Genomic DNA, 21,865 nt, shown 5'->3' on the forward strand with positions numbered 1-21,865 from the left:
CGTCGATCACCGTGTTCGGTTCGGTAATTCCGCATGGACCCGTGTAGGGCGTAAGCTCAGTGCCCTTCGGCACGCCGGAATTGTTCGGGCCAGGAAACGAGCTAGGTCGATTGCCTGCGCGCTGCTAACGACGGTCAGAACCGACAGGCAAAGCAAGGCATGTTTTTCACCCTTTCGACCGGTGTCAACCTTGGCCAGATTTTCGCGTCTTCCGGATGTCATCTGCGATGTTCGGCGCGATGACGATGGCTCACCTATTCTTTGAAGGAGTTCCAGCTATGGACCGCGGGTTCCAGCGACGGCTTAGCGTCATCGCATCAGTCGCGCCGCAGGCAAGTGAAACCATGATAGCGGTTCTGTAGCCGCGGATAAGGACGAGGCCAACAAAAGCCAGTCCGCGCGACCTCCAACCGCTCAGGCGCGCTGAGCTGCAAATCCGTGTCACTTCTGCAACGGGAGAAAGAGCAACAGCGGCGGCCCGCACGATCCAGCGCAACCTCCAGCCGCGTCTGCCCTTTATACGGGCAAGATCATGGGCAGTGTGTCGCTGCCACTTTAAGGCCAATTCCGAAAAACTCTTGCGAGCGGGATGGTAGGCAATCATTTTCTCGCAATAATGCGTTCGATAGCCTCCTCTTAAAGCTCGCTGACCCCAATCACGATCTTCGGCGATATCGATGCCCCCAAATTCACCGACCGAGGCGAAGACCTCCGCGCGCACTGCCAGGTTGCCGGTTCCCGTAAATCCCTGCTTTGCTATGTACTCCTTCATGCGATAGGCGAACACGCTTTCATAGGCTTCCAAAAGCGTCGGGTGGCTTGGATTTTCGCAACCGATCCGCACGTCTCCGCCAAGGATGGACTTCTTTGCATCAGAGGAAAACTGGTGCTCGATTTCATCTAACCACCCATCCGCGGCAATACAGTCAGCATCGATGAAAGCAAGGGTGTCTCCGGCCGCGTTTGCTACACCGAGATTGCGCGCCGGACCTGGACCGGGCACCGATTGCGACAGAAGCTTGACATTTGGAAAGGACGCGCAAACCTCCACGGGCATCTGTTTCGACCCGTTATCCACCACGATTATCTCCACCGAGAGCCTCGGGTTAACCTCGCGTGTCAGCGAAGCCAAGCACCTTCGGAGCATTTCGGGCTGGTCAAGATGCGGGATAATGACGCTTATCATTGACGTCCAACCTCCTGCGAAACACCGTGCGGTAGGCAGTCAAATAGCGGCGAGCTTCGGTTGCCCACTGGAACTCACGCTCGGCGACGGCTCGTCCCGCAGCTGACATCTCCATGCACCGCTGCGGATCATCCACAAGCGCAAGAATTCCGTCCGCGAGGCCTTCTGGCGAATGCTCCGGGACCACAAGGGCCGCTTCCCTAGCATCGCGCCTCGCTTGCCGAAGGTTGAACTGAACGATGGGCAGGCCCAGCATCATGTATTCAAAGACCTTGTTCATTGAGAGCTTGTCGTTGAATTCGTTGGGCGGATCTGGAATGACACCGATGTTGAGCGCAGACAGATGCGCCATGAGAGGCTGACCGCTCAGGTAGCCACTGAAGCGTAAGGAATCGCCAAGGTTCAGCTCGGCTGCGAGCTTTTTCAGCCGACCAAGTTCTGGACCATCGCCAATGATGAGGCCATGGACGTCGCTTCGCTTGCGCACGTGGATAATCTCGGCGAGGGCGCGCACCATGGTCTCCACGCCATCCTGCTCACCCATGATGCCAAGATAGCCGATCAGGTGCTTGCCGGGAGCGACGAGCGACTGATCAGCAAGGGTGCGCCGGAAACGGGAAGCTTCCGGATAACTCTTGACAACGACGACGCGATCGGGAGCCATGCCGCCGCGTGCGATGGCAATGTCACGAAAGGTCTCGTTCGTCGCGATGCTGGCGTCCGCCATCCGGAATGTCTGCCGTTCAAAGAAGCAGAGCAACCGGTGAAACATGTCCTTGCGCCCAAACTTGGTAACATAGAGTTCCGGGCTGAGATCGTGGTGGTCGAATACAAAGCGTGTGCCGAATAGCAATTTATGGATCAGCGCCACCAGGAACATCAGGTCGGGGGGATTGCACGCCTGAATGGCGTCGATTGACTGGCGCCGGCGAACGCGGAAAGAGAGACAGGTCTGGTGAAAAAGCGCAAGGCAATACTCTCTCAAGTAGCCAGCTGCACGAGAGGCCTCGCGAAGAGCGTGCCGGTATATATGGACCCCCTCCAGGACTTCGTAGCTTTTTTCGTGTCCCTTTCCCTTGGGGCATATCACCGACACCTCATAGCCGGCCTCAATTAGCGCTTTCGCTTCCTGCCAGACCCTACGATCGAACGGAACCGGCAGATTCTCGACCAGGATCAGAATGTGATGGTTGCTAGGAATGACAGCCTCCCGTGTGTTGAAAACACATCAAGGCTCGATGATACGGTCCCGCCGCCACGCCACTCTAGTTACCAAACCGGTTAAAAAGGGTGGCCTTTGGTTGATCCGTGGTTCAACCATATGGGTATCTATGAATCTGGATAGTATTGTATGTAAAGATATTTCGATATTTGCTTGTTTACATGAGTGGCAAAAGGAAAACACGTCAGTGTCGGAGGAAATTTTCCGAGAAAGAGATGGAAGTACATTGCTTCGTCCGATTTCTTCTGGCGACGTGCAGCGAGTGGCAGACTTCCTTCATGCAGAGCTGAATGGGCGACTGTCATCAGCGACATGGGCATCGGCGATACGGCCATCATGGCAGGCAACGTCCCCCAATCACGGTTACATGCTGGTCAGTGGAGAACGCATCGTCGGCGTGTATGTTGCCTTTTATTCGGCGCGACGCGTTGGAGAAAGCGTCGAGAAGTTCTGCAACTTGAGTGCCTGGTGCGTCCTGGATGGCTATCGAGCGCATGGCCTGCGACTCCTGAAGGCACTCCTTGACCAGGGTGGCTACACGTTCACCGATCTGTCGCCAAGCGGGAATGTCGTTCCGCTCAATCGTCGCCTCAAGTTCCAGCAAATCGACACAGCAGCTGCCCTGGTGATAAACCTTCCGCGGCCGAGTTGGGGAAGCGGCGTTTCGATTGTCACCGATCCACGTCTAATCGAGCGTCATCTCGACGAACGCAATCTTGGTATCTACAAGGACCATGTCCTTGCCCCTGCCGCACATCATCTCGCTGTGATAAAGCGCGATCGCTGCTGCTACGTCATATTCCGCAAGGATACGCGCAAAAGACTGCGGGTGTTCGCATCGATCCTGCATGTCGGAGATCGCGACCTTTTCGCGGAGACTGCTCACCAGATCTACAGCTACCTGCTAACGCGCTTTGGTGTTGTCGCGACCTTTGTCGAAGACCGCTTTGCCGACGTGCACCCAAAACTGTCCATCTCGCTTCGATCGCCGCGTCCAAAGATGTTCTTGAGCGACCGAGTGTCTGCGAGCGAGGTCGACTACCTCTACAGCGAACTTACCTGCGTACCTTGGTAGTGAGGAGTTTGGACACCAATGCAGCCGCCGATTAAGTGCAATATTTCCGATCTGCTTCGCCATGAGGCAGCGTCGTTCGGCAATTCTCCCGCGCTGACATACAAGAACATCACCAGTAGCTACGTTGAGCTATGGCAAAACGCCTGCGGATTTGCTTCAGGCCTTGGCTCCCTCGAAACGAGACCAGGCGACCGCGTGGCGGTTCTCCTCGATAAACGGTTTGAGACCATCGTTTCGATATTCGGAACGGCGGCGGCACGTTGCGTAACGGTGCCCATCAATCCCGTATTGAGGTCACAGCAAGTCGCCTACATACTGGCCGACTGCGATGTCAGGATATTGGTGACATCAACAGATCGTCTGGCTCAACTCCAGGACCACCTCGCCGACATTCCATCGTTGGAACATGTCGTCCTTGTCGACGGGCCGGGATCAGAGATTGAGAATGATAAACAGTCTCCAGCCACCCATTCGTGGGTCGAATTGGTTCCGGTAGAAGCAGACGAACCTCCCTCTGCAGGCGTCGATTGTGATGTTGCGGCGATCCTCTACACCTCCGGAAGTACGGGAAAGCCAAAGGGCGTGGTGCTCAGCCATCGCAACATGATCGTGGGCGCTGAGAGCGTTAGTCACTATCTCGGAAACGGTCCGCACGACACGATCCTGTCGGTGCTGCCACTGAGTTTCGACGCGGGGTTGAGCCAGTTGACAACGGCGTTCAATTCCGGCGCCCATGTCGTGCTTATGAATTACCTCCTGCCTCTTGACGTTGTGCGACTATGCGAGAAGCACAAGGTCACGGGGATTACCGGCGTTCCACCTTTTTGGATTCAGGTCGCGGGCCTTAGCTGGCCAGCCGAGGTCGGCGCTCGACTGCGCTACTTTGCAAATACAGGCGGGAGGATGCCCAAGGCGACACTTGACCGGTTACGGTCTTCCTTTCCCGATGCGCTTCCATACCTGATGTACGGACTGACGGAGGCTTTTCGGTCCACCTATCTCGACCCGTCTGAAATCGATCGTCGGCCGGACTCGATCGGAAAGGCGATCCCCAATGCAGAAATCCTTGTCGTGAGGCCGGACGGAACGCTGTGTGATCCTGACGAACCGGGGGAGTTGGTCCACCGAGGTCCGCTTGTGGCGCTGGGGTATTGGAACGATCCCGCCCGCACCAGCGAACGCTTTCGGCCGTGGCCAGGAACCGGCGCCGTATGGCGGCAACCCGAATTGGCCGTGTTTTCCGGAGATACAGTGGTCCGGGACGAAGAGGGGTTCTTGTACTTCGTCGGCCGGCGCGATGAAATGATCAAGACGTCTGGGTATCGTGTCAGTCCAACCGAAATCGAGGAAGTGGCCTATGCCACGGGTCTGACGCGCGACGCCGTTGCCATGGGGATAGATGACAAAGCCCTTGGGCAGCGTATCGTTCTTGTTGCAAGTCCGGTTGCCGAAACGCTGGATGTTGGCGCCTTGCTGACAGCATTCAGACATCGATTGCCGCAATACATGGTGCCGTCAAAGGTAATCGAGATGGCGTCAATTCCCACCAACCCAAACGGCAAGTTCGACCGCGTACTCTTGAGGGAGCAATTGGGACAGTGAGCGCACATCCTTCTATCGACATGTTCGACGTTGCTGAAGACTGCCTGGCTGTCGGCGGAGTCCGCCTGGATCGTCTCGCCGACCGCGTCGGAACGACACCCTTCTTCGCTTACGACCGCCGATTGATAACCGCGAGAGTGGCCTATCTCCGCTCGGTTCTGCCGAAGGACGTCAAACTCAGCTATGCCATCAAGGCGAACCCGATGCCGGCAGTGGTTCAGCACCTGGCGGGACTTGTCGATTCATTCGATGTCGCTTCCGCATTCGAAATGAAAACCGCGCTGGATACCGTGGTGCCTTCCTCCAGCATCAGTTTTGCCGGACCCGGCAAAACGGCGATCGAATTGGCCCAGGCTGTCGCTGCTGGCGTGACGATCGAGATGGAATCGGAGTCAGAGGCTTCGCGCATTATCGAAGCTGGAAATCGTCTCGGCATCCGACCAAGGGTCGCCTTGCGAGTAAACCCGAATTTCCAGGTCAAGGGCTCGGGGATGAAGATGGGCGGCGGACCGCAACAGTTCGGCGTTGATGCCGAAGAGGTGCCGTCGCTGCTTGAAAAACTGGCCAGCGCAGACCTGGATTTCCTCGGATTTCATGTATTCGCGGGCTCACAAAATCTCCACTCGGATATTCTTTGCGAAGCTTTCTCTCGGAATGTCGAACTGCTGCTGGATCTTTCCGGAAAGTATGGTCACTCCGTTCGCTACCTAAATCTCGGTGGCGGTTTCGGGATCCCGTACTTTGAAAAGGACCGCTCTCTCGATCTCGTTCCTGTAGGGAAAAGGCTTACTGAGCTGGTTGAAAACACAATCCGCCCTTTATTGCCTGGTGCGAAAATTGTCATTGAGCTCGGCCGGTACCTTGTCGGCGAGTCTGGCGTCTATGTCACGAGAGTGGTTGACCGCAAGGTTTCGCGAGGACGGGTCTATCTGGTCGTTGACGGAGGGCTCCATCATCAACTGGCTGCATCAGGTAATTTTGGCCAGGTAATTCGCCGCAACTATCCCATCGTCATCGGCAACAAGATGAATAGCATCGAGCGGGAGATCGTTTCGGTGGTCGGGTGCCTTTGCACCCCGCTGGATCTGCTCGGCGACAATGTCTCTTTGCCGCCCGCAGACGTGGGCGATCTCGTCGTTGTCTTCCAAGCCGGCGCATATGGCTTGACCGCAAGCCCAACCGCATTTCTGGGTCATCCCATGCCGCCGGAGGTGCTCGTTTGATCCGTCGTTATCAGTATTCGCAATCACTGGAGGCATCATGAATTCTTCAACACTCGAGTCCGTGAAAGACGTCATCGCCGAAACCCTCGAAATCAATGACCGGGGCCGCATCGCCAACCCATCAACCCCACTGTTCGGAAATCTGCCGGAACTTGATTCATTTGCAGTGCTCAGCTTGGCGGCCGCTCTTGAAGCTCGGTTTGGGATCAAGATCGATGACGACGATTTCAGCGCTGAACTATTCGAAACGGTTGGGTCGATTGCATCATTCGTCGACCTGCATCGGCCAAAAGCCGACGTCGCTGTCGGCTAGAGAATTCGGAACGCGAGGCTTCCAAGCGAGTTCGCGAGGCTTTTGATGAGCTCGCGATCGGGTGGCGAACTGAACTATGTGAGGCAGACATGACAGCGTTAGCAGACAATGTCCTCTACCCCTTCGGCGCAAGTGCAGCCGGGGCGAGCGTCGCCGTCGTCATCGTAACGTTCAATAGTGCCGATGCCTTGCCGGCGCTATTGGATTCCCTTGTCGACGGCCTGGAGGGAGTGGATCGGTTTGAGGTTATTGTAGTCGACAATGATTCCAAAGACGGGTCCGCAGAGATCGCTCAGGACCATCCCCTGCGCCCAACAGTTATCCGAACGGGCCGAAACGCCGGCTATGCGGCAGCGATCAATATTGCTTCCCGGAGAGCAAATGCCGGTGCCCATTTGCTTATCTTAAACCCTGACCTTCGGCTCTATCCTGGCGCAGTCAAGCCGTTAATCGAGCAGGTGGCAACGTCGAAAGTGGGAGTGGTCGTTCCGCTCAACTATAAGGAAGATGGATCCATCGATCCCACTTTGAGACGCGAGCCCTCGATCATCACCGCCTGGGCGGATTCAATTTTAGGCGGAAATTTGGCTGCTCGACTGGGGCTTGGCGAGATCGTTGGCGAGCTTGGCCAGTACGATCGCCGCCGGTCTGTCCAATGGGCCACGGGATCGGCGCTGCTTGTAACGTCTGAGGTCCGCAAAATTGTCGGCGCGTGGGACGAGTCGTTTTTTCTCTACAGTGAAGAGGTGGATTACCAGCGAAGGATCCGCGAGGCGGGATATGACATTGTTTATGAGCCGAGATCGAAGGTGATGCATGCCGGCGGGGGAAGCGGCACGGGACCCCGGCTGTTCGCACTGCTGACCGCCAACAGGATTCGTTACTACCGCCGTCACCACGGGGCACTGCGAACCTCGCTTTTCAAACTGGGGGTGGCTATTGGACACGCAGCCCGGTCGTGGCGGGGAGCGTCGCATCGTGCAGCGTTGGTCGGCGCATTGGCTCCGCTGCGGTCAGCTGCTGCATTTCTGGAAAGCACGCGGGGCTAGGATGGCGAGAGTAGGTGAGTACCGCATCGTTAATTTCCACGGGATTGGAGAGCCGATGCGTGAGCTTGAGCCGGGCGAAGCCGACTATTGGGTCAGCCATGATCGCTTCCTGACGATCCTCGATCGGATTGCTTCTCATCCCGCACGCGAACGAATATCGATCACGTTCGACGATGGAAACGCCTCCGATCTCCTGATTGCTGCACCCGAACTTCGCCAACGCGGTCTTCGCGCGCAATTCTTTGTCTTGACCGGCCGTATAGGGAAGGAGGGTTCTCTTACAGCGGATGACATCCGCACTCTTATTGCTTTGGAAATGCGTATAGGTAGCCATGGCGTTGGTCATCGTGACTGGACGCGACTGACGGCCAACGAGCTTCTCTATGAACTCGAATCGTCAAAAGCTCAGCTGGAACAAATATGTGATCGCCCCGTCAACGCGGCTTCGATGCCGTTTGGATGGTACAATGGCGCTGTTTTGAAGCAGATACGAAATGCGGGATACAGGGCGGCTTACTCAAGCGGGGGAGGGAGCGCTAAAGTGGAGGGCTTCCTTAAGCCTAGAAATTCGGTGCGATCAGAGACAGCTGACAGCTGGCTAGACGATGTTCTGTCAGGAAAGATCCCTTTCTGGAGAAAGCTTCGTAACGCCGCGCGGACGAAGTTTCGAGTGTAAGGATCAGCGCGTCAGGGCTTGGAAAGTCTTCGCCGAAGAGCATTGACCGGAGGGAGAGACTGAGATGGCAAAGTTGCTGCTGGTGGCACCCACATGCAATGGTGAAGATGTTGGCGAGGCGTGGGTCGCATTTCAGTGGGCTCGGCGGCTCGGTGAGCGTCACGACGTGACGTTACTGACCTATCATAAGAAGGGTGCAACGCCTGCCGCTCAGCAACTCAGCAACGTGAAAATCGTGGAGTGGAGCGAGCCTCCGGTCCTTGGCCGGGCGGAGCGACTGAACAGCATTCTCAAGCCTGGTTACATTCCCTTTTACTACCGTGCGCGACGGTGGATACGGCAAGCACTTACGGATGGCATGAGGTTCGATATTGTGCATCAGCCCGTCCCAGTCGCGATGCGGTATCCGTCGCCAGCGGCAAATCTCGGTTTGCCACTCGTTATCGGGCCAGTTGGAGGTGGCCTCAATACTCCCCCAGGGTTTGTAGGGGAGGATGGCTCTTCCCCGTGGTACACTCGATTGCGCAATCTGGATCGCCACCGTCTTCGTTGGGACCCACTCCTACGAGGAACATATGGAAGTGCCGACTGCGTTCTGGGTATAGCGCGATACGTTGAAGAACAGTTGTCCGCAGTTCCCGTAAGGCGTTTCGAAGTCATGAGCGAGACTGGTATCGACGTGATGCCTCCGCCGATAGTCAAATCCGGACAATCAGGTCCGGTGAGGCTGTTATACGCGGGGCGTCTAATCCGGACGAAGGGCGCGCGAGACATTATTAACGCCATGGCGCTGTTGCGTGATTTGCCCGTAGAGCTTGCTATTGTCGGAGATGGACCCGATCGCGGAGCATGCGAGGCATTGATAGCGTCTCTGGGTCTTTCCGAGCGGGTTTCCCTCTTGGGGTGGCGTCCAAAGGATGAGCTTCCCGGATTCTATCGACAGGCGGACGTTTTCGTCTTTCCAAGCTACCGCGAACCGGGTGGAAACGTTGCACTCGAAGCCATGAGTTTTTCACTGCCGCTGGTCGTGGTTGATCGCGGCGGTCCCGGGAGTGCGACGTCGGATCTCTGTGCAATTAAGCTTGGCATCTCTACGCCGGACGCACTTGCGGTCGACATTGCCGATGCCGTACGCAGGCTTGTGGTAAGCCCCGCGTTGCGTGTGCGTATGGGTGCTGCATCTTATGCCCACGCGACGCAAACTGCTTTGTGGTCCTCCAAACTTGACCGCATGGACTCAATTTATGCCGACCTTATGAACAATGGCCGAGTGCGGAGTTGAACGGCTACGCTCGGGTTGGGGAGCGGCAGCAGAGCTCTCGAAGACTGGCTGTCGAAATCACCATACGTTAGTCAATTTGGACGACGCAAATATCAGAAGTATTAATCGCGGTCGGAGGTAATAGTGACTATTATTTGGCCTGGTCATTGATCGATTTCCAAATGGCTGTCGAGCGTGAGTGAGACCGGGCAGAAAATGATAACAAGCAACTACCACGGACCTCGCTCGGGGCAGACAAACCTACGCAGCTCGACAGTCGATCAAGGCGCACGGCCGCCAGACAATCTCATCGCCGCGACCCGGAAATCAGCTTCCGACCAAGCAGACGAGACGCGCTTGGCGTGGCCGGTCAAGGTTTTCCTTGCTGGCCTGCTGGTCCCGTGGGTACTTCCAATTGGGCCGCTCAATCTTTCTGTCTATCGGATTATCCTCCTGCTCGCGCTCCTGCCATGCATCGTCAAGTGGTCGCAGGGGAAAGCGGGGAAAAAAAGAGTGGCCGATTTCGGCCTCATTCTTTTTTGTTTGTGGGCGGCAATCTCCTTTGTGGTCGTGCAGGGTATCGACCAGGCCATTGAGCCTTCGGGCATTCTTTTCATAGAAACGATCGGTTCGTACCTCCTGGCTCGGGTTTGCATTCGCAATGCTGACGACTTCCGCAATATGGTGGTGTTTGTCGCCAAACTGATCATATGCCTGCTGCCATTCACCGTTTATGAATGGGTGACGGGGACCAACTTGCTGCTTCTCGCATTTGGATCAGTATTCCGGACGGAGGCAATAACATGGATGGCGCCCCGGATGGGCTTTTCGCGCGTCCAGGGACCTTTTAACCATTCGATATTATTTGGTACGTTCTGCGGAAGCATGCTCGCGTTGACATACCTAGCGACGAAGGGAAAGGTGTCGGGTATTTCGCGCGGCGTTTTAACCGGTTTGGTGGGATTTTCCGCGTTCCTGTCGATGTCTTCTGCGCCGCTGGCCGGGGTGGTTTTCCAAATTGCCTTGCTGCAGTGGAACAAGGTTCTTGGCGGCTTTACCGCTCGCTGGAAGCTGCTTTGGGCAGTTGCATTTGTCGGTTATCTCATTGTTGAGCTTGGCTCCAATCAAACACCGGCGCAGTTCTATATTTCGCATTTCACGTTTGATCAGCAGACCGGATGGTATCGGCTTTGGATCTGGGAGTATGGGTCTGCATCGGTCGCTAATCATCCAATTTTTGGAATTGGGCTGGGTGATTGGGCGCGGCCACAATGGATGCCAGGAGACAGTGTCGACAACTTCTGGCTATTGATGGCTATGCGGCATGGCGTGCCTGGTTTCCTGTTCATGGTGCTATCCCTGCTTTCTATCTGGCTCTCTGTCGCGAAGAAAACTGATATCGATCCTGATATTGATGGTTGCAGGACGTCCTATCTCATCTGCATGGTAGCCCTTGTCTTCGTTGGCTCAACCGTGCATTTCTGGGTGGCCGCATACGTTTGGTTTTTCTTCCTAGTCGGCTCCGGTGTGTGGATTCTCGATTGCAGCAGCAGCCAGCAATCAGAACGTCACAATGGCAATGTTCGCAAGCCGCGGGCCCGCTATCGTGTTGTGCAGGGCGAATCGCAAGCTCGAAGCGCTTGTGGCGCAGGCACAAACCTAGGATTAGGCAGCCCTCCACTTAGGCAGAAAGCAGCTGCTCCGATGACGCTGATATCGATAAGTTTGAAGTATTCGTGAGTGGAACCGCTGCACAGTGCACCAATCCACGATGGGACAGGAGCGGACTCCAAAATGCTCTCGAACCGCCTGGGCGTTCTTGCCCGATGTAACGTACCCCCGTTGGCCTGGTGGCAAGATTCAGTTGTCACTGCAAACAGTCCTTAAGCGTTCACTGACCCCTTCTATTCGGCCTAGCCGGAATATGTCACAAGATCCTGCCTCTTTTGGACGCGTTGAACAGCGGCTGGTCGGGCAGGCTGGATGAGATCGACGGGCGGACTGCCGTCGTTGTGGGCGACGCGCTGAGCGATCAATGATGGCGTAAGCGGCCGCGAAACGGCCATCTGGTGACGGAATCTAACCGCGGGCCTTTCGAAATTGATGGTTGAAAGGCGGTCACGTAGATTGTGGCACTTGGGGCATCGAGGACCTTCCTCGAGAGTTGTGAATTCATCGGGCTGCAGGGTCGGGATGGGGTGATGCGGATCTCGCCGGCACGCGGATGCCAAAACCAAGTGATCCAAGGGAGCAAGATCTGTTCCTGTCCAGGCTCGACACGATCATCAACTTGACGAAACGGCGCGAAGGTTGCCGGGACACCACCTGCCGGTGAAGGAAGAGCGCTTCGGTTCGGTTTGTTCGGATGCGTTTTCCGTGCCGAGGCAATTCTGAGGCTCGGCTGGTGAATGAGTCTCGAGCGCTTCCCCAGCACACCTTTGAAAGCCGCGCCTCACGCTGACTCAATGACCCGAAATACCGCCTGCGATGAGCGCCGCAGTGTTCACGTCCGGCTCTTTTCAGCCGTCCTCGATCTCCAGGCGCCGACGATCTGCATCACTTTCCTTGATGCTCGCTTTGGATGTCGGATCGCCTCCTTGGCCGGCCGTAGCATGTCTCTGTAGTTCCCGTATTTGTTGATTGGAACCTCCGACACCTCTTTCCAGAGGGCTTCGATGGCCTGGAAATATATGTCGCCCTTGCGTCTCACCTCCGGCGGAAGGGACAGCATGTCCACATAATTTGCTCTGGATATCATGGGGTGAATTTCGAGTTGCTTTGGTTTTACATACGAATCGCAAAATCCCCACGTGCTCATCCGCAATTCAAGATAGGCAAGATCCAATATGAAAAAAGCGTCGAAATGGGCAAGGGGGGCAAGCCAGTTATCCACCGCGCTTACCACCTCGGCGGTCCGTGACAACTTCAACCTAGCCACCAGACCTTTGGCGTCTATGACTGTGTCAGGTCTGGCATTCAGCCATAAGAAGCCGCGGCCCACTTCTCCCCCAAGGCCACCTACAAAGGGTCGTCCCTCGAGCGGCTTGACGCTCGGGTGCATCTTGACGTTGTTGCCGCCAACGCAGTGACCAGCTCTAAACCGCCAAAGATCCGCCTCCGCTTCAGTTGCCTCACGGTACTGCAAGACTTGATGCCGCAAGCCGAACTGACGCGCCAGGCGTCTCGCGCAGGCGACATCCAAATCTGCTGTCGGCGCCGCCACAGTCACAAAAGTCAGGTTCGCGAGCATGTACCGGGAACATGCCAGCAGAAGGCGCGAGTCATTGCCTGCAGTCAGCGCTACACTGGTACTGCCGGCGCGTGCAAGGATCTCTATCGTTTTAGAAATGCGGTCGCAGATTCTTGCGCAAGTCGACACTGGATCGGGAGAGACCTCGATTGTTGCGACCGGCCAATGGCGGCTTGCCGCCCAGCTGTCTAAATCCAGGTAGTGATTGCAAAGAAGACGTTCGATGCCCTCGTGTGCCGTGAGGCCGGCCGTGAACCAACCGGCGTCCTCGATATCGAGGGTTTTGTAAAGTTCTGCTCGAAAACGCTTCTTATATTCGACGGCGTCGAGAAGAACCGAAGCGGTCGCGCCAGCAACTCTTGCCTCTGGATCATATACCACCGAGAGTGTGCCATTGGCATCAAGGTAGATGCGTCTCGATCCGAGCGCGCTGAGGACGAACAGGAAGCTTCCAGCCAATCGATAAATGTTCTTCTCAACGAAATCATCCAGGTCTTGGACGTCATCCAGCTTGCAGTCGACCCTGTACTGCCCGTCGACAATAACGCCTCGATCAAGGTCGATGGGCATACCTAACAGCAAGCCGATGGACCGGTTGTCGGCATCCACCACCGGCACAACAGGCGTTGTCGGAGCCAAGTTCAGGAAAAGCGTGCCGAGTTGACGTTGCTGCCAGCCGTGCGGGCATGGCTTGGCGACAGTCGAAATGACGAACTGTCCATCAAAGTTATCTTGTCCTGGCAGCAACATGTCTTTTTCCCTTGGAGGAGGATGCCTAAGTAATGCAGATCCGGCCGCATCCCGGGGCGAAGCTTTCCAAGTTTACCCGATAGTGTTCATGAACGTAAACGCACTCGTGGGTCATCTATTTGGATGAAAACGCAAGTATGGTGGAGGACTATACGTATACGAGGAAGCTTTTGCGTGTATAGCTGCGTTTTTGCTCTATCTCCTGCCCCACAGTCCCGACTTCAACCCATTGAAATGGCCCTTTCCAAACTGAAAGCGCTTCTGTGGGCAAAGAGCGGTCGGTTGATGCGTTGTGGGATACCGTCGGGAAAATCGGGACGCTTTGCAAACCGCAGGAATGTGCAAACTACTTCGCGGCCGCAGGATATGACCTCGATCAAAGCGGACGCGCTCTAGTTGGCGGGCGGAACGGTCGCGCCGTCGTCCCAGAGGTTGCTTTGCCAGAGGCTGCCTTCAGCGTTGGAGTCGAACGAGGTGACTGGTCCATAGATGCCGCACTTGCCCATGCCGCCGCGCCGGAAGATGTTGTCGGTGAACACGATGTGATGCGCGTTCGGGTACGGCTTTCCTGTGGTGGAGCCGCCGTACACGCAGTACGAGCTGGCGGCCTGACCGGTGAGTCCCTCGCGGGACTCGATCAGGTTGTCGGTGAACGTGTTGTTGTTCACGGTGCCGAAGTCGCCATAGCCTGAGACCGCGGCAGAGCAGCCCGATCCCGCGCCTCCGGTGGGGTTGGGGTAAGCGATGGCGTCGCAGGAGATCGTGTTGTGCACGAACGTGCCGTGTGAGTCCTGCCGGATGCCGGACTCGTGGTCGATGCCACGCTTGTCGCCGTACTGGCCGTGGATGTAGGAGTCGCGGATCTCGCAGGTGGTGTTGCAGTTCACCGAACGAGAGCCACCTGACACCTCGACGCGGAGGAGCTTGAACCTGGCCTCACCGACCACGGTGGCCGTGGAGTCTGGCCCACGAACTTCGGAGTCTGTCAGGCTGTAGGATCCGTTCAGGTAGCAACAGTCGGAGTACACCGTGCCGTTGATGATCGAGTTTGTGATGGCGGTCTTAGGGCCAAGGAGCCGGAGCTGATCGCAGGTGATAACCTTGCGGTCGATCTTCACGTCTGCAGCGGTGATCGTGCAGGAGCCGGTGTACGGCGTCAGGCTCGACTTGAGGTCGTCCGGGACGCCCGTGTTGGTCTCGTTCGGGAAGCTGCGTCCGAGGACCACGATGCCACCCGTGGAGGGGTGGCCGGAGGTCGGGGTGGGAAGGCTGTCCGCCAGCCGTTCCTTCGACACGGTAATCGGACCCGTTGGCATCAGTTTGCGGACTTCGAGGGCCAGATCGGTGGGCTCTTTCCGGTCCAGGGTCGAGAAGTCCACCTGTGTCGCTTTGATGTCAGTGATGACGACCTGGTCCGTATCGTCGTGTGCGACGGTCTTTCCGCTGACGCTGATGACACCGTAGATCGGCTTTGCGGCATCGCTGGCTTTGAGCTCGGTGAACGCGGGCCAGTCGGTGAATTGAGGCTGGAAAAGCGTCAGCGTCGCACCGTTGCCCGTCATGAAGCTGCGCGGCCACGGCGGTCTGTCGGGTTCGGTGCGATTGATGTATTTGCCGTTGACGGACCCATCCCTGCCTAAAAACTTGACGGTGCACCAAGCCCCGCTGGCATCACATTCGGAGACGTCGAGCGGGCTGCCCTCCCGGATGTTTCCGAAGCTGCCATAGCCCGTGCCTGGCTCTGAGCGAAAATTGACGGTCGCTGTAGCCACCGCCGGGGTCGCAGCCGCGCTCGTGGCGAACATCGATGCCGACGCTATCAACGCTGCAAGTCTCTTCATCGGCCTCTCCGTCGCGACCGTCGGCAAATCGTCACGCTCCCGCCCGGTTTGGCCGCCAAGAACTTAAATGCATAGCCCTTTTGACCATGGGCGATATGAGGAGCCTGATATTCGGCGGATTATCCAAAAAACTTGCCACAAGAAACTTCCTCGCAGTGGATCTTTTCCCAAGCTTTAGAAAGTATCTACTAGCTCCGATCATCAACAGCGATCGTTGAATCTTCAGTTTTCTAAGTATTGTTCTGTTCTTCCTCAGTATACGCAGGTATCCAATTAGCTCTCTGCGATCATTCATGGATATGCTATCGGCTGAGATAAAGCCAAGTACGACCGGTTCCATATCCTCGTATATGGTCGTGTGCTGAGCCAGCCGAATTGCGAATTCCCAATCCTCATTGGCACTCGCGCACTCATCGAACCAATCCGTTCCGGGGAAGCAACCCTTCTGGAACAGCGCGTTTTGAACACTGATCCGGTTCTCCGTCAAAAGTCGGACCAGCTGATTCTCGTCTATACGAAGCGGTCCTTCTGGCGGCGGCGCTTGCAACATGCGTGTGGGGCCATAGTAAACAATTTTAGCTCCCGTCACGACCTGGACGTGCTCGGGTAATGACGCAAGAAGTTGAAGCTGTCGCTCGAGTTTGTTGGGTAGCCAAATATCGTCGCTGTCTTGAAAAGCTATGTAATCACCTGTGGCATGAGCAAGGCCCGTATTGCGCGCAGCACCTGCACCGCCGTTTTGTGGTCGCCTGACATACCTGACCCGAGTATCGCCTATTCCCCGCACCACGCTTTCAATATCTTCGGATGAGGCATCGTCAACGACAATCAGTTCAAGGTCCTTATGTGATTGGATAAGGACACTATTCATCGCAGCGACTAAACTGCGACTTCTGTTATAGGTTGGAAGTATCACCGAGACGATGTTAGGCATAAAGGCTCCTGTGCGCAGTTCGGCATTCGCAGCCATCCTAGTCTTCTTTGGCTTGCAATGTAATTTGCCCAATAGGTGGTAGCCGTCCGATCTCCCAAAGAGATAGTGGCTGAGATTGCAGACCAGCAACTCGGTCGGTCCCGCGGTCACAATCGGATCTAACGCTGTAGGGATTTTGGGGACCGTGCGCGCGGACTCGGTTTCGCTTGGAGGGCAATAACTGGGTGGTGCGCACCGGGAGGTTTCATATGAGACGGCGCAGATACTTCCCGGCCAGCTCGCCTGGCTGGCAAGCTGACGGCGCAAGAGACACTCTTGCCCTGACCCTGGAAGGATGAACGAGAGGTGTGGAGGAAGAAAGACCGATTGCAGCTTGGGGATTACGGCCGAGCTTCACACGCGCGGCCGAAGCTTAATGACGAGGTGTTCGAAGGCTTTCCGAGGCTGCATGGCGTTTAGCCAATGTCCATACTCCATATCGTGCTGCAGTCGTCACGTTTACGAAGAAGGGGGCATGATGGTCGTTGTCGACACGTGTGGCATGCCATCGATCGTAGTCGCCAAAACCTCAAAAAGAGGGGGGCCATTCACCAGATCGTGCTGCTGATAGTATCGTCTTTTGGAGGTTCCGATTTCGACGCTTTTGAAAAGGGTTGTGATTGGCGATTTCCACTGACGCTGCCAGACCAGCGGCGCGGAGTGCTTCGCCGATCCGAGCTGCGGGGGAGGCTTTGACCACGGACGTATACACATCCAATTGAAAATCGACAGCTCGGTGCAATGCAAAACGCTTACTCACGAACTCTCTGCCAAATTGGCCGAGTTCGCTGCGTCGGTCTGGCTGGTGAATAAGGGGCGCGATTTGTGCCACCAATCGACTGGGGCCGGATGCACCATCTGCCAGTCCGTAGAAGCCTTGTCTTAAGAAAAGCTCACAGCTGGTTTGGTCGAACAGTTCAGAGAAAGCTTGCTCACCTTGAACGATGAGCGGGCGCCCGATTGCCAACGCTCGAAGTGCCGAACTCCCCATGGCAATCACAAGATCGGCTGCCGCATAAGCGCTGCGCGGATCGGGGTCAGCGCCAATTAGCGCAACCACCTCTCGCCCGTGGCGTCTATTTACGTCATCCGCACGACATTGCAGCGCACCACGGGCCGGCCCATCTCCGACCAGAATGAGTTTCACTGGGTGTGAGCTTGCAAGCTGATCCACTGCGTCGATACCTCTTACCAGTGCATCCAGCTTAAGATCGAGCGCCAGACGTGAGACGCTTACGATCAAAAAATCTTCGTTTCCTACGCCGTGTGCAGACCGAAACTCTCTTCCGCTGATGTGCGGATTGTCACGTTCCACGTCGATTGGCGGCTCGAGCACCCAGACATTCGCCCGATGACGCTTACGCGCTTCCTCGCCGAGGTCAGCCGTTCCCATAATCAACGGAACCGATGCCGGAATGTGTGGCATGACCTGCATGCTCAAAACCGTGCATAGGAGCGGAACACGCAGAGCCAGAGCCGCGCCAAAATAAGAATCGAGACACGGCGGCCATTCGTACGCATGGATGAGATCAAGTCGCTCGCGACGAGATATTGCCGCAATTTGCGCAATTCGCGATGGCGCAGGTCGGTATTTAAGGTCGTGAGCTGGCAGGAAGCGAAGACCCCTTTCCTCTATGTAATCAACGAGAGGCCCGGGAATACCGTAAACGATAACCTCGTGGCCCCTTTCGGCAACTCCAGCAGCAAGATCAATTGCGTTTATCTGACTGCCGCCGAGCGTCAAATCGTGAGGATATACGAGAATACGCAATACACCCCTCCATTAAGAGCGCTTTCGACAGATTTGCCCGACCACTCATCAAGCTTGTATATGTTCTGGGTGACGAAGTAACATCAATACCAACTTTCGATAATTATTTTACGTGAATATATATTTAAAATACACCGATATGGCCGCGTACAATACGTTAGATCTACGACTTTCGGGTAGACTAAATACCGATTTTTGCTCGCTTTACTGCAGAAAGGCAAAGTTGTCTTGTTATGCGGGCCGATAGTGAAGCAACGGCAAAGGCAAATTCCGGCTCACCGATGCTCCTACGTTTCTGAGTTAATCTAACAGGGGACCTTAACGACATGATCGCACCGAGCGTCACCTTGGGTGACGGCGTCGTTATTCATCATCCGGATTTGGTAAATCTATATGGTTGTTCCATTGGCGCTGGAACGCGTATTGGCACCTTTGTCGAAATCCAGAAAAATGCCTCGATTGCAGAAAACTGCAAGATCTCCAGCCACTCTTTCATTTGCGAAGGCGTCACAATCGAAGACGGCGTCTTTGTAGGTCACGGCGTGATGTTCACCAACGACCTGCATCCACGTGCGGTCAACCTGGATGGTAGCGTTCAGTCCGACGCGGACTGGTCAGTCGTGCCGACGTTCGTCAAGCGTTGCGCGTCGATAGGCAGCAACGCCACCATCGTCGCGGGGGTAACGATCGGAGAGGGCGCACAGATTGGCGCGGGTGCGGTCGTCACCAAGGATGTGCCCGCCTACGCAATTGTAGCCGGCGTGCCGGCAAGAATCATCGGCCGCGCAAAGGATGCGCCAGTCGAAATCATGTCATCCGGGAGAGCAAGATGATTGGGGTTGCCGTCGTCGGTTACGGGTATTGGGGACCGAACCTGGTCCGGAATCTTGCGGAAACGCCTGGCGCAAAGCTTATGTGGGTGTGTGATCTCAAGAAGGACCGCCTAGCAGGCGTCCAGCTGCGCTACCCGACAGTCCAGATCACCGATGACTTCGACGAGGTGTTGCGTGACCCTCTCGTTGATGCGGTCGCCATCGCGACCCCAGTATCGGCGCACTACATGCTGGCAATGAAAGCGCTGATGGCCGGCAAGCACGTGTTTGTCGAAAAGCCGATGGCCTCGAATTCTGAAGAAGCTCGTCGGATGGTGGAAGAGGCTGCGCGAAGACGCCTTATTCTCGCAGTTGACCACACCTTCATCCACACGGGTGCGGTCCGCAAGATGCGGGAAATCATCGAGAACGGTCTGGGAGACATTTACTACTACGATTCCGTGCGCGTAAATCTCGGCCTTTTCCAGCACGACGTCAGCGTCATCTGGGATCTCGCCGTCCACGATCTATCAATTATGGACTACGTTCTGCCGGAAAAGCCGGTGGCGGTCTCGGCCACAGGCATGGGGCATGTCGTGGGCGAACCGGAGAACATCGCCTATCTGACGCTCTTCTTCGAGAGTAAAATGATTGCCCACATCCACGTCAATTGGCTGGCACCAGTCAAGGTGCGCCGTACGTTGATCGGCGGCAGTAGCAAGATGATCGTCTACGACGACCTGGAGCCGAGCGAGAAGATCAAGGTTTACGACAAGGGCATCACGCTTAACGGCAATCCGCAAGCTGACGGTGAGAAAGTCTACGATATGCGCGTGGGCTATCGAACCGGTGACATGTATGCACCTCAACTCGATATGACGGAAGCGCTTGGCCGCGAACTCAAGCAGTTTGTCGACTGCGTCGTCACGAATAGCCAGCCGATCGCCGATGGCCATGCGGGACTTCGGGTTGTGCGCATTCTTGAGGCTGCCACCCAGTCGCTCGCGCAGCGCGGGCGTGTCGTCGAACTCGAGCCGGCGAGGATGATTGCATGATCCCCCTGCTCGATCTCAAGGCTCAGTATGCCGCCATCAAGAGCGAGGTCGAGCCCGCCGTGCTGCGCGTGCTCGCGTCGGGCCATTATGTGCTTGGCGAGGAAGTCGCCCGCTTCGAGGAGGAGTTCGCGGCCTATTGCGATGCCAAGCATGCGATCGCGGTCAACACCGGTACAAGCGCTTTGCATCTTGCTCTGCTTGCTGCCGGCGTCGGCCCAGGTGACGAGGTCGTAACAGTTTCGTTCACGTTCGTCGCGACTGCATCTGCAGTCAGCTATACGGGCGCTCGTCCTGTCTTCGTTGATGTCGAACCGGCGACGCTCACAATGGATCCAGGCAAGCTGGAAGCCGCGATAACACCGCGGACCAAGGCCATCATGCCAGTCCATCTTTATGGACAGATGGCGGACATGGACGCAATCAAGGCCATCGCTGACAAGCACGGAATTCCGGTGATTGAGGACGCGTGCCAGGCTCATGGGGCAGAATACAAGGGACGGCGTGCGGGAAGCATCGGTGTGTCGGGCTGCTTTAGCTTTTACCCTGGCAAAAACCTCGGCGCCTGTGGCGAAGGCGGCATCGTCGTCACTAATGACGACGAGCATGCCAAGAAAATCCGAATGTTACGGGACTGGGGCCAGGAACAGCGCTATCACCATACACTCAAGGGCTTCAACTACCGCATGGATGAAATCCAGGGCGCAATCCTGCGCATCAAGCTTCGACATCTCGAAGCCTGGACGGAAGCACGACGGGTTCGCGCCGATCGCTACTCAAAGCTCATGGCCGGCTCGCGATCCGTGCGCGTCCCCATTGCGATGATGGATCGACGGCATGTCTACCACGTTTACGCCGTGCGCACCCACGACCGCGAGCGGTTGCAGCACTCGTTGCGGTCAGAGGGCATTCATACCGGGCTCCACTACCCGATACCAATCCATCTCCAAAAGGCGCACGCCGATCTTGGCTATCGTTCCGGAGATCTCCCGATATCTGAGGCCGCAGCGCGTGAAGTTCTCTCGTTGCCGATCTATCCGGAGCTCACAATAAAACAAGTCGATCAGATTGCCGCTGCTGTGGAGCAGGACGCCTATGTCAGCTGACCCCGTCACCGGCGTGCGTCTTGTCCTGGCCGTGCACGGGCGCCAGCAACCCGCCTTGGACCCTGACTATGTCGTTCAGCTGGCAAAAGAGCTGGCGCGCACGTATGGCACCGCAGGCCTCATTGAACTCTACGCACGGTTTGCGACCGGCGATGGGTTCGTTGACAGCTTCATGCGTAAGGCGATCTGGAAAAGCCTGGCGCGCACCTGCGGGAACGGCTTGCAGGTCGGTAGCGGCGCCGGTTTCAAGCATCCGGAAACGTTCGAGATCGGCGAGGGGGTCTTTATCGGCGCACAATCCTACATTCAGGGCAGATTCGACGGCACCTGCCGGATCGGCAACAACGTGTGGATCGGGCCCCAAGCCTATTTTGACGCGCGTGACCTCGTGCTTGAAGATCATGTCGGGTGGGGCCCTGGCGCAAAGGTGCTGGGCTCAAGTCACACTGCAATACCAGTCGACATGCCAATTATCCGCACCGACCTAGAAATCAGGCCGGTCCGCATTGGCGCGTGGGCAGACATCGGCACCAATGCCACCATCCTTCCAGGTGTGACTATTGGTAAAGGCGCAATTGTCGGCGCGGGAGCCGTTGTCGTTGACGATGTCGCACCCTTCTCTGTCGTTGCCGGCGTTCCTGCAAAATTCCTCCGCTGGCGATCGGATCAGGATTCGGGCGGACCAAATTCGGAGAGTTGAAGT

Annotated in this window: 18 protein-coding genes and 1 pseudogene; 13 read left to right on the forward strand and 6 right to left on the reverse strand. The window is 56.4% G+C overall.

Annotated elements, in window-relative coordinates:
- Positions 1-250 precede the first annotated feature (250 nt).
- Together WGT02_RS22070 and WGT02_RS22075 are read right to left on the reverse strand one after the other, a co-directional pair.
- Complete coding sequence (locus WGT02_RS22070) at positions 251-1,186, reverse strand: glycosyltransferase family 2 protein (RefSeq protein WP_024316881.1); 936 nt, start codon at positions 1,184-1,186, stop codon at positions 251-253.
- Positions 1,158-2,282: a glycosyltransferase family 4 protein gene (locus tag WGT02_RS22075; RefSeq protein ID WP_331000933.1), complete on the reverse strand. Its 1,125-nt coding sequence runs from the start codon at positions 2,280-2,282 to the stop codon at positions 1,158-1,160. Before WGT02_RS22075 ends, WGT02_RS22070 begins: the two co-directional genes overlap by 29 nt.
- A gap of 388 nt (positions 2,283-2,670) precedes the next feature.
- On the opposite strand from WGT02_RS22075, the gene WGT02_RS22080 reads away from it, so the two are divergent.
- The 8 genes from WGT02_RS22080 to WGT02_RS22115 all read left to right on the forward strand — a co-directional run bounded on the left by WGT02_RS22080 (position 2,671) and on the right by WGT02_RS22115 (position 11,347).
- Positions 2,671-3,483, forward strand: a complete 813-nt coding sequence (locus WGT02_RS22080; protein ID WP_225040020.1) for a hypothetical protein — start codon at positions 2,671-2,673, stop codon at positions 3,481-3,483.
- An 18-nt stretch (positions 3,484-3,501) separates the two neighbouring features.
- A complete protein-coding gene (locus WGT02_RS22085; protein WP_208246845.1) occupies positions 3,502-5,085 on the forward strand; it encodes an acyl-CoA ligase (AMP-forming), exosortase A system-associated in 1,584 nt (527 codons plus the stop codon).
- Complete coding sequence (locus tag WGT02_RS22090) at positions 5,082-6,308, forward strand: pyridoxal-dependent decarboxylase, exosortase A system-associated (protein ID WP_208246846.1); 1,227 nt, start codon at positions 5,082-5,084, stop codon at positions 6,306-6,308. The genes WGT02_RS22085 and WGT02_RS22090 overlap by 4 nt, the downstream gene beginning before the upstream one ends.
- A gap of 37 nt (positions 6,309-6,345) precedes the next feature.
- Positions 6,346-6,621, forward strand: a complete 276-nt coding sequence (locus tag WGT02_RS22095; RefSeq protein WP_024316876.1) for an acyl carrier protein — start codon at positions 6,346-6,348, stop codon at positions 6,619-6,621.
- A gap of 89 nt (positions 6,622-6,710) precedes the next feature.
- Entirely contained in the window at positions 6,711-7,670 is a 960-nt protein-coding gene (locus tag WGT02_RS22100; protein WP_024316875.1) for a glycosyltransferase family 2 protein, read from the forward strand.
- A 55-nt stretch (positions 7,671-7,725) separates the two neighbouring features.
- Positions 7,726-8,346, forward strand: coding sequence for a polysaccharide deacetylase family protein (locus WGT02_RS22105; protein WP_225040018.1), 621 nt, complete (start codon positions 7,726-7,728; stop codon positions 8,344-8,346).
- 64 nt (positions 8,347-8,410) lie between these two features.
- Entirely contained in the window at positions 8,411-9,628 is a 1,218-nt protein-coding gene (locus tag WGT02_RS22110; protein WP_208246848.1) for a glycosyltransferase family 4 protein, read from the forward strand.
- 336 nt (positions 9,629-9,964) lie between these two features.
- Positions 9,965-11,347: an O-antigen ligase gene (locus WGT02_RS22115; protein WP_225040014.1), complete on the forward strand. Its 1,383-nt coding sequence runs from the start codon at positions 9,965-9,967 to the stop codon at positions 11,345-11,347.
- Between the two features lie 763 nt (positions 11,348-12,110).
- On the opposite strand, the gene WGT02_RS22120 is transcribed toward WGT02_RS22115, so the two are convergent.
- Positions 12,111-13,607 (reverse strand): hypothetical protein, encoded by a 1,497-nt coding sequence (locus tag WGT02_RS22120; RefSeq protein WP_024316871.1) that lies wholly within the window; start codon positions 13,605-13,607, stop codon positions 12,111-12,113.
- A gap of 187 nt (positions 13,608-13,794) precedes the next feature.
- Here WGT02_RS22120 and WGT02_RS22125 point away from each other — a divergent pair.
- Positions 13,795-13,984: pseudogene (locus tag WGT02_RS22125) on the forward strand (IS630 family transposase); the annotation flags it as partial.
- Between the two features lie 15 nt (positions 13,985-13,999).
- On the opposite strand, the gene WGT02_RS22130 reads toward WGT02_RS22125, so the two are convergent.
- The 3 genes from WGT02_RS22130 to WGT02_RS22140 form a co-directional block, all read right to left on the reverse strand.
- Positions 14,000-15,448: a hypothetical protein gene (locus WGT02_RS22130; RefSeq protein ID WP_024316870.1), complete on the reverse strand. Its 1,449-nt coding sequence runs from the start codon at positions 15,446-15,448 to the stop codon at positions 14,000-14,002.
- A gap of 31 nt (positions 15,449-15,479) precedes the next feature.
- Positions 15,480-16,418 (reverse strand): glycosyltransferase family 2 protein, encoded by a 939-nt coding sequence (locus WGT02_RS22135; RefSeq protein ID WP_225040012.1) that lies wholly within the window; start codon positions 16,416-16,418, stop codon positions 15,480-15,482.
- Positions 16,419-16,950: 532 nt separating this feature from the next.
- Positions 16,951-18,192, reverse strand: coding sequence for a glycosyltransferase family 4 protein (locus WGT02_RS22140; RefSeq protein ID WP_208246850.1), 1,242 nt, complete (start codon positions 18,190-18,192; stop codon positions 16,951-16,953).
- A 326-nt stretch (positions 18,193-18,518) separates the two neighbouring features.
- Here WGT02_RS22140 and WGT02_RS22145 point away from each other — a divergent pair, with 326 nt between their 5' ends.
- Genes WGT02_RS22145 through WGT02_RS22160 form a run of 4 tightly spaced genes read left to right on the forward strand, consistent with a single transcriptional unit; the run spans position 18,519 to position 21,862 of the window.
- Positions 18,519-19,025 carry an acyltransferase gene (locus tag WGT02_RS22145; protein WP_208246852.1) on the forward strand — a complete coding sequence of 169 codons (507 nt, stop codon included), beginning with the start codon at positions 18,519-18,521 and terminating at the stop codon, positions 19,023-19,025.
- Positions 19,022-20,059 carry a Gfo/Idh/MocA family protein gene (locus tag WGT02_RS22150; protein ID WP_024316866.1) on the forward strand — a complete coding sequence of 346 codons (1,038 nt, stop codon included), beginning with the start codon at positions 19,022-19,024 and terminating at the stop codon, positions 20,057-20,059. Before WGT02_RS22145 ends, WGT02_RS22150 begins: the two co-directional genes overlap by 4 nt.
- A complete protein-coding gene (locus WGT02_RS22155) occupies positions 20,056-21,162 on the forward strand; it encodes a DegT/DnrJ/EryC1/StrS aminotransferase family protein (protein WP_040680869.1) in 1,107 nt (368 codons plus the stop codon). Before WGT02_RS22150 ends, WGT02_RS22155 begins: the two co-directional genes overlap by 4 nt.
- On the forward strand, positions 21,152-21,862 hold the full coding sequence (locus WGT02_RS22160) for a DapH/DapD/GlmU-related protein (protein WP_024316864.1): 711 nt from the start codon (positions 21,152-21,154) through the stop codon (positions 21,860-21,862). The genes WGT02_RS22155 and WGT02_RS22160 overlap by 11 nt, the downstream gene beginning before the upstream one ends.
- The last annotated feature ends 3 nt before the right edge of the window (positions 21,863-21,865 follow it).

Source organism: Rhizobium sp. T1470, from assembly GCF_042140505.1.
Taxonomy (GTDB): Bacteria; Pseudomonadota; Alphaproteobacteria; order Rhizobiales; family Rhizobiaceae; genus Rhizobium; species Rhizobium favelukesii.

What these genes read in the sequence shown, in the direction of transcription:
- WGT02_RS22070 (WP_024316881.1), bottom strand. Translation starts at nt 1,186, where the DNA reads ATGATAAGCGTCATTATCCCGCATCTTGACCAGCCCGAAATGCTCCGA.
- WGT02_RS22085 (WP_208246845.1), top strand. Translation starts at nt 3,502, where the DNA reads ATGCAGCCGCCGATTAAGTGCAATATTTCCGATCTGCTTCGCCATGAG.
- WGT02_RS22095 (WP_024316876.1), top strand. Translation starts at nt 6,346, where the DNA reads ATGAATTCTTCAACACTCGAGTCCGTGAAAGACGTCATCGCCGAAACC.
- WGT02_RS22100 (WP_024316875.1), top strand. Translation starts at nt 6,711, where the DNA reads ATGACAGCGTTAGCAGACAATGTCCTCTACCCCTTCGGCGCAAGTGCA.
- WGT02_RS22105 (WP_225040018.1), top strand. Translation starts at nt 7,726, where the DNA reads ATGCGTGAGCTTGAGCCGGGCGAAGCCGACTATTGGGTCAGCCATGAT.
- WGT02_RS22110 (WP_208246848.1), top strand. Translation starts at nt 8,411, where the DNA reads ATGGCAAAGTTGCTGCTGGTGGCACCCACATGCAATGGTGAAGATGTT.
- WGT02_RS22120 (WP_024316871.1), bottom strand. Translation starts at nt 13,607, where the DNA reads ATGTTGCTGCCAGGACAAGATAACTTTGATGGACAGTTCGTCATTTCG.
- WGT02_RS22130 (WP_024316870.1), bottom strand. Translation starts at nt 15,448, where the DNA reads ATGAAGAGACTTGCAGCGTTGATAGCGTCGGCATCGATGTTCGCCACG.
- WGT02_RS22135 (WP_225040012.1), bottom strand. Translation starts at nt 16,418, where the DNA reads ATGGCTGCGAATGCCGAACTGCGCACAGGAGCCTTTATGCCTAACATC.
- WGT02_RS22145 (WP_208246852.1), top strand. Translation starts at nt 18,519, where the DNA reads ATGATCGCACCGAGCGTCACCTTGGGTGACGGCGTCGTTATTCATCAT.
- WGT02_RS22150 (WP_024316866.1), top strand. Translation starts at nt 19,022, where the DNA reads ATGATTGGGGTTGCCGTCGTCGGTTACGGGTATTGGGGACCGAACCTG.
- WGT02_RS22155 (WP_040680869.1), top strand. Translation starts at nt 20,056, where the DNA reads ATGATCCCCCTGCTCGATCTCAAGGCTCAGTATGCCGCCATCAAGAGC.
- WGT02_RS22160 (WP_024316864.1), top strand. Translation starts at nt 21,152, where the DNA reads ATGTCAGCTGACCCCGTCACCGGCGTGCGTCTTGTCCTGGCCGTGCAC.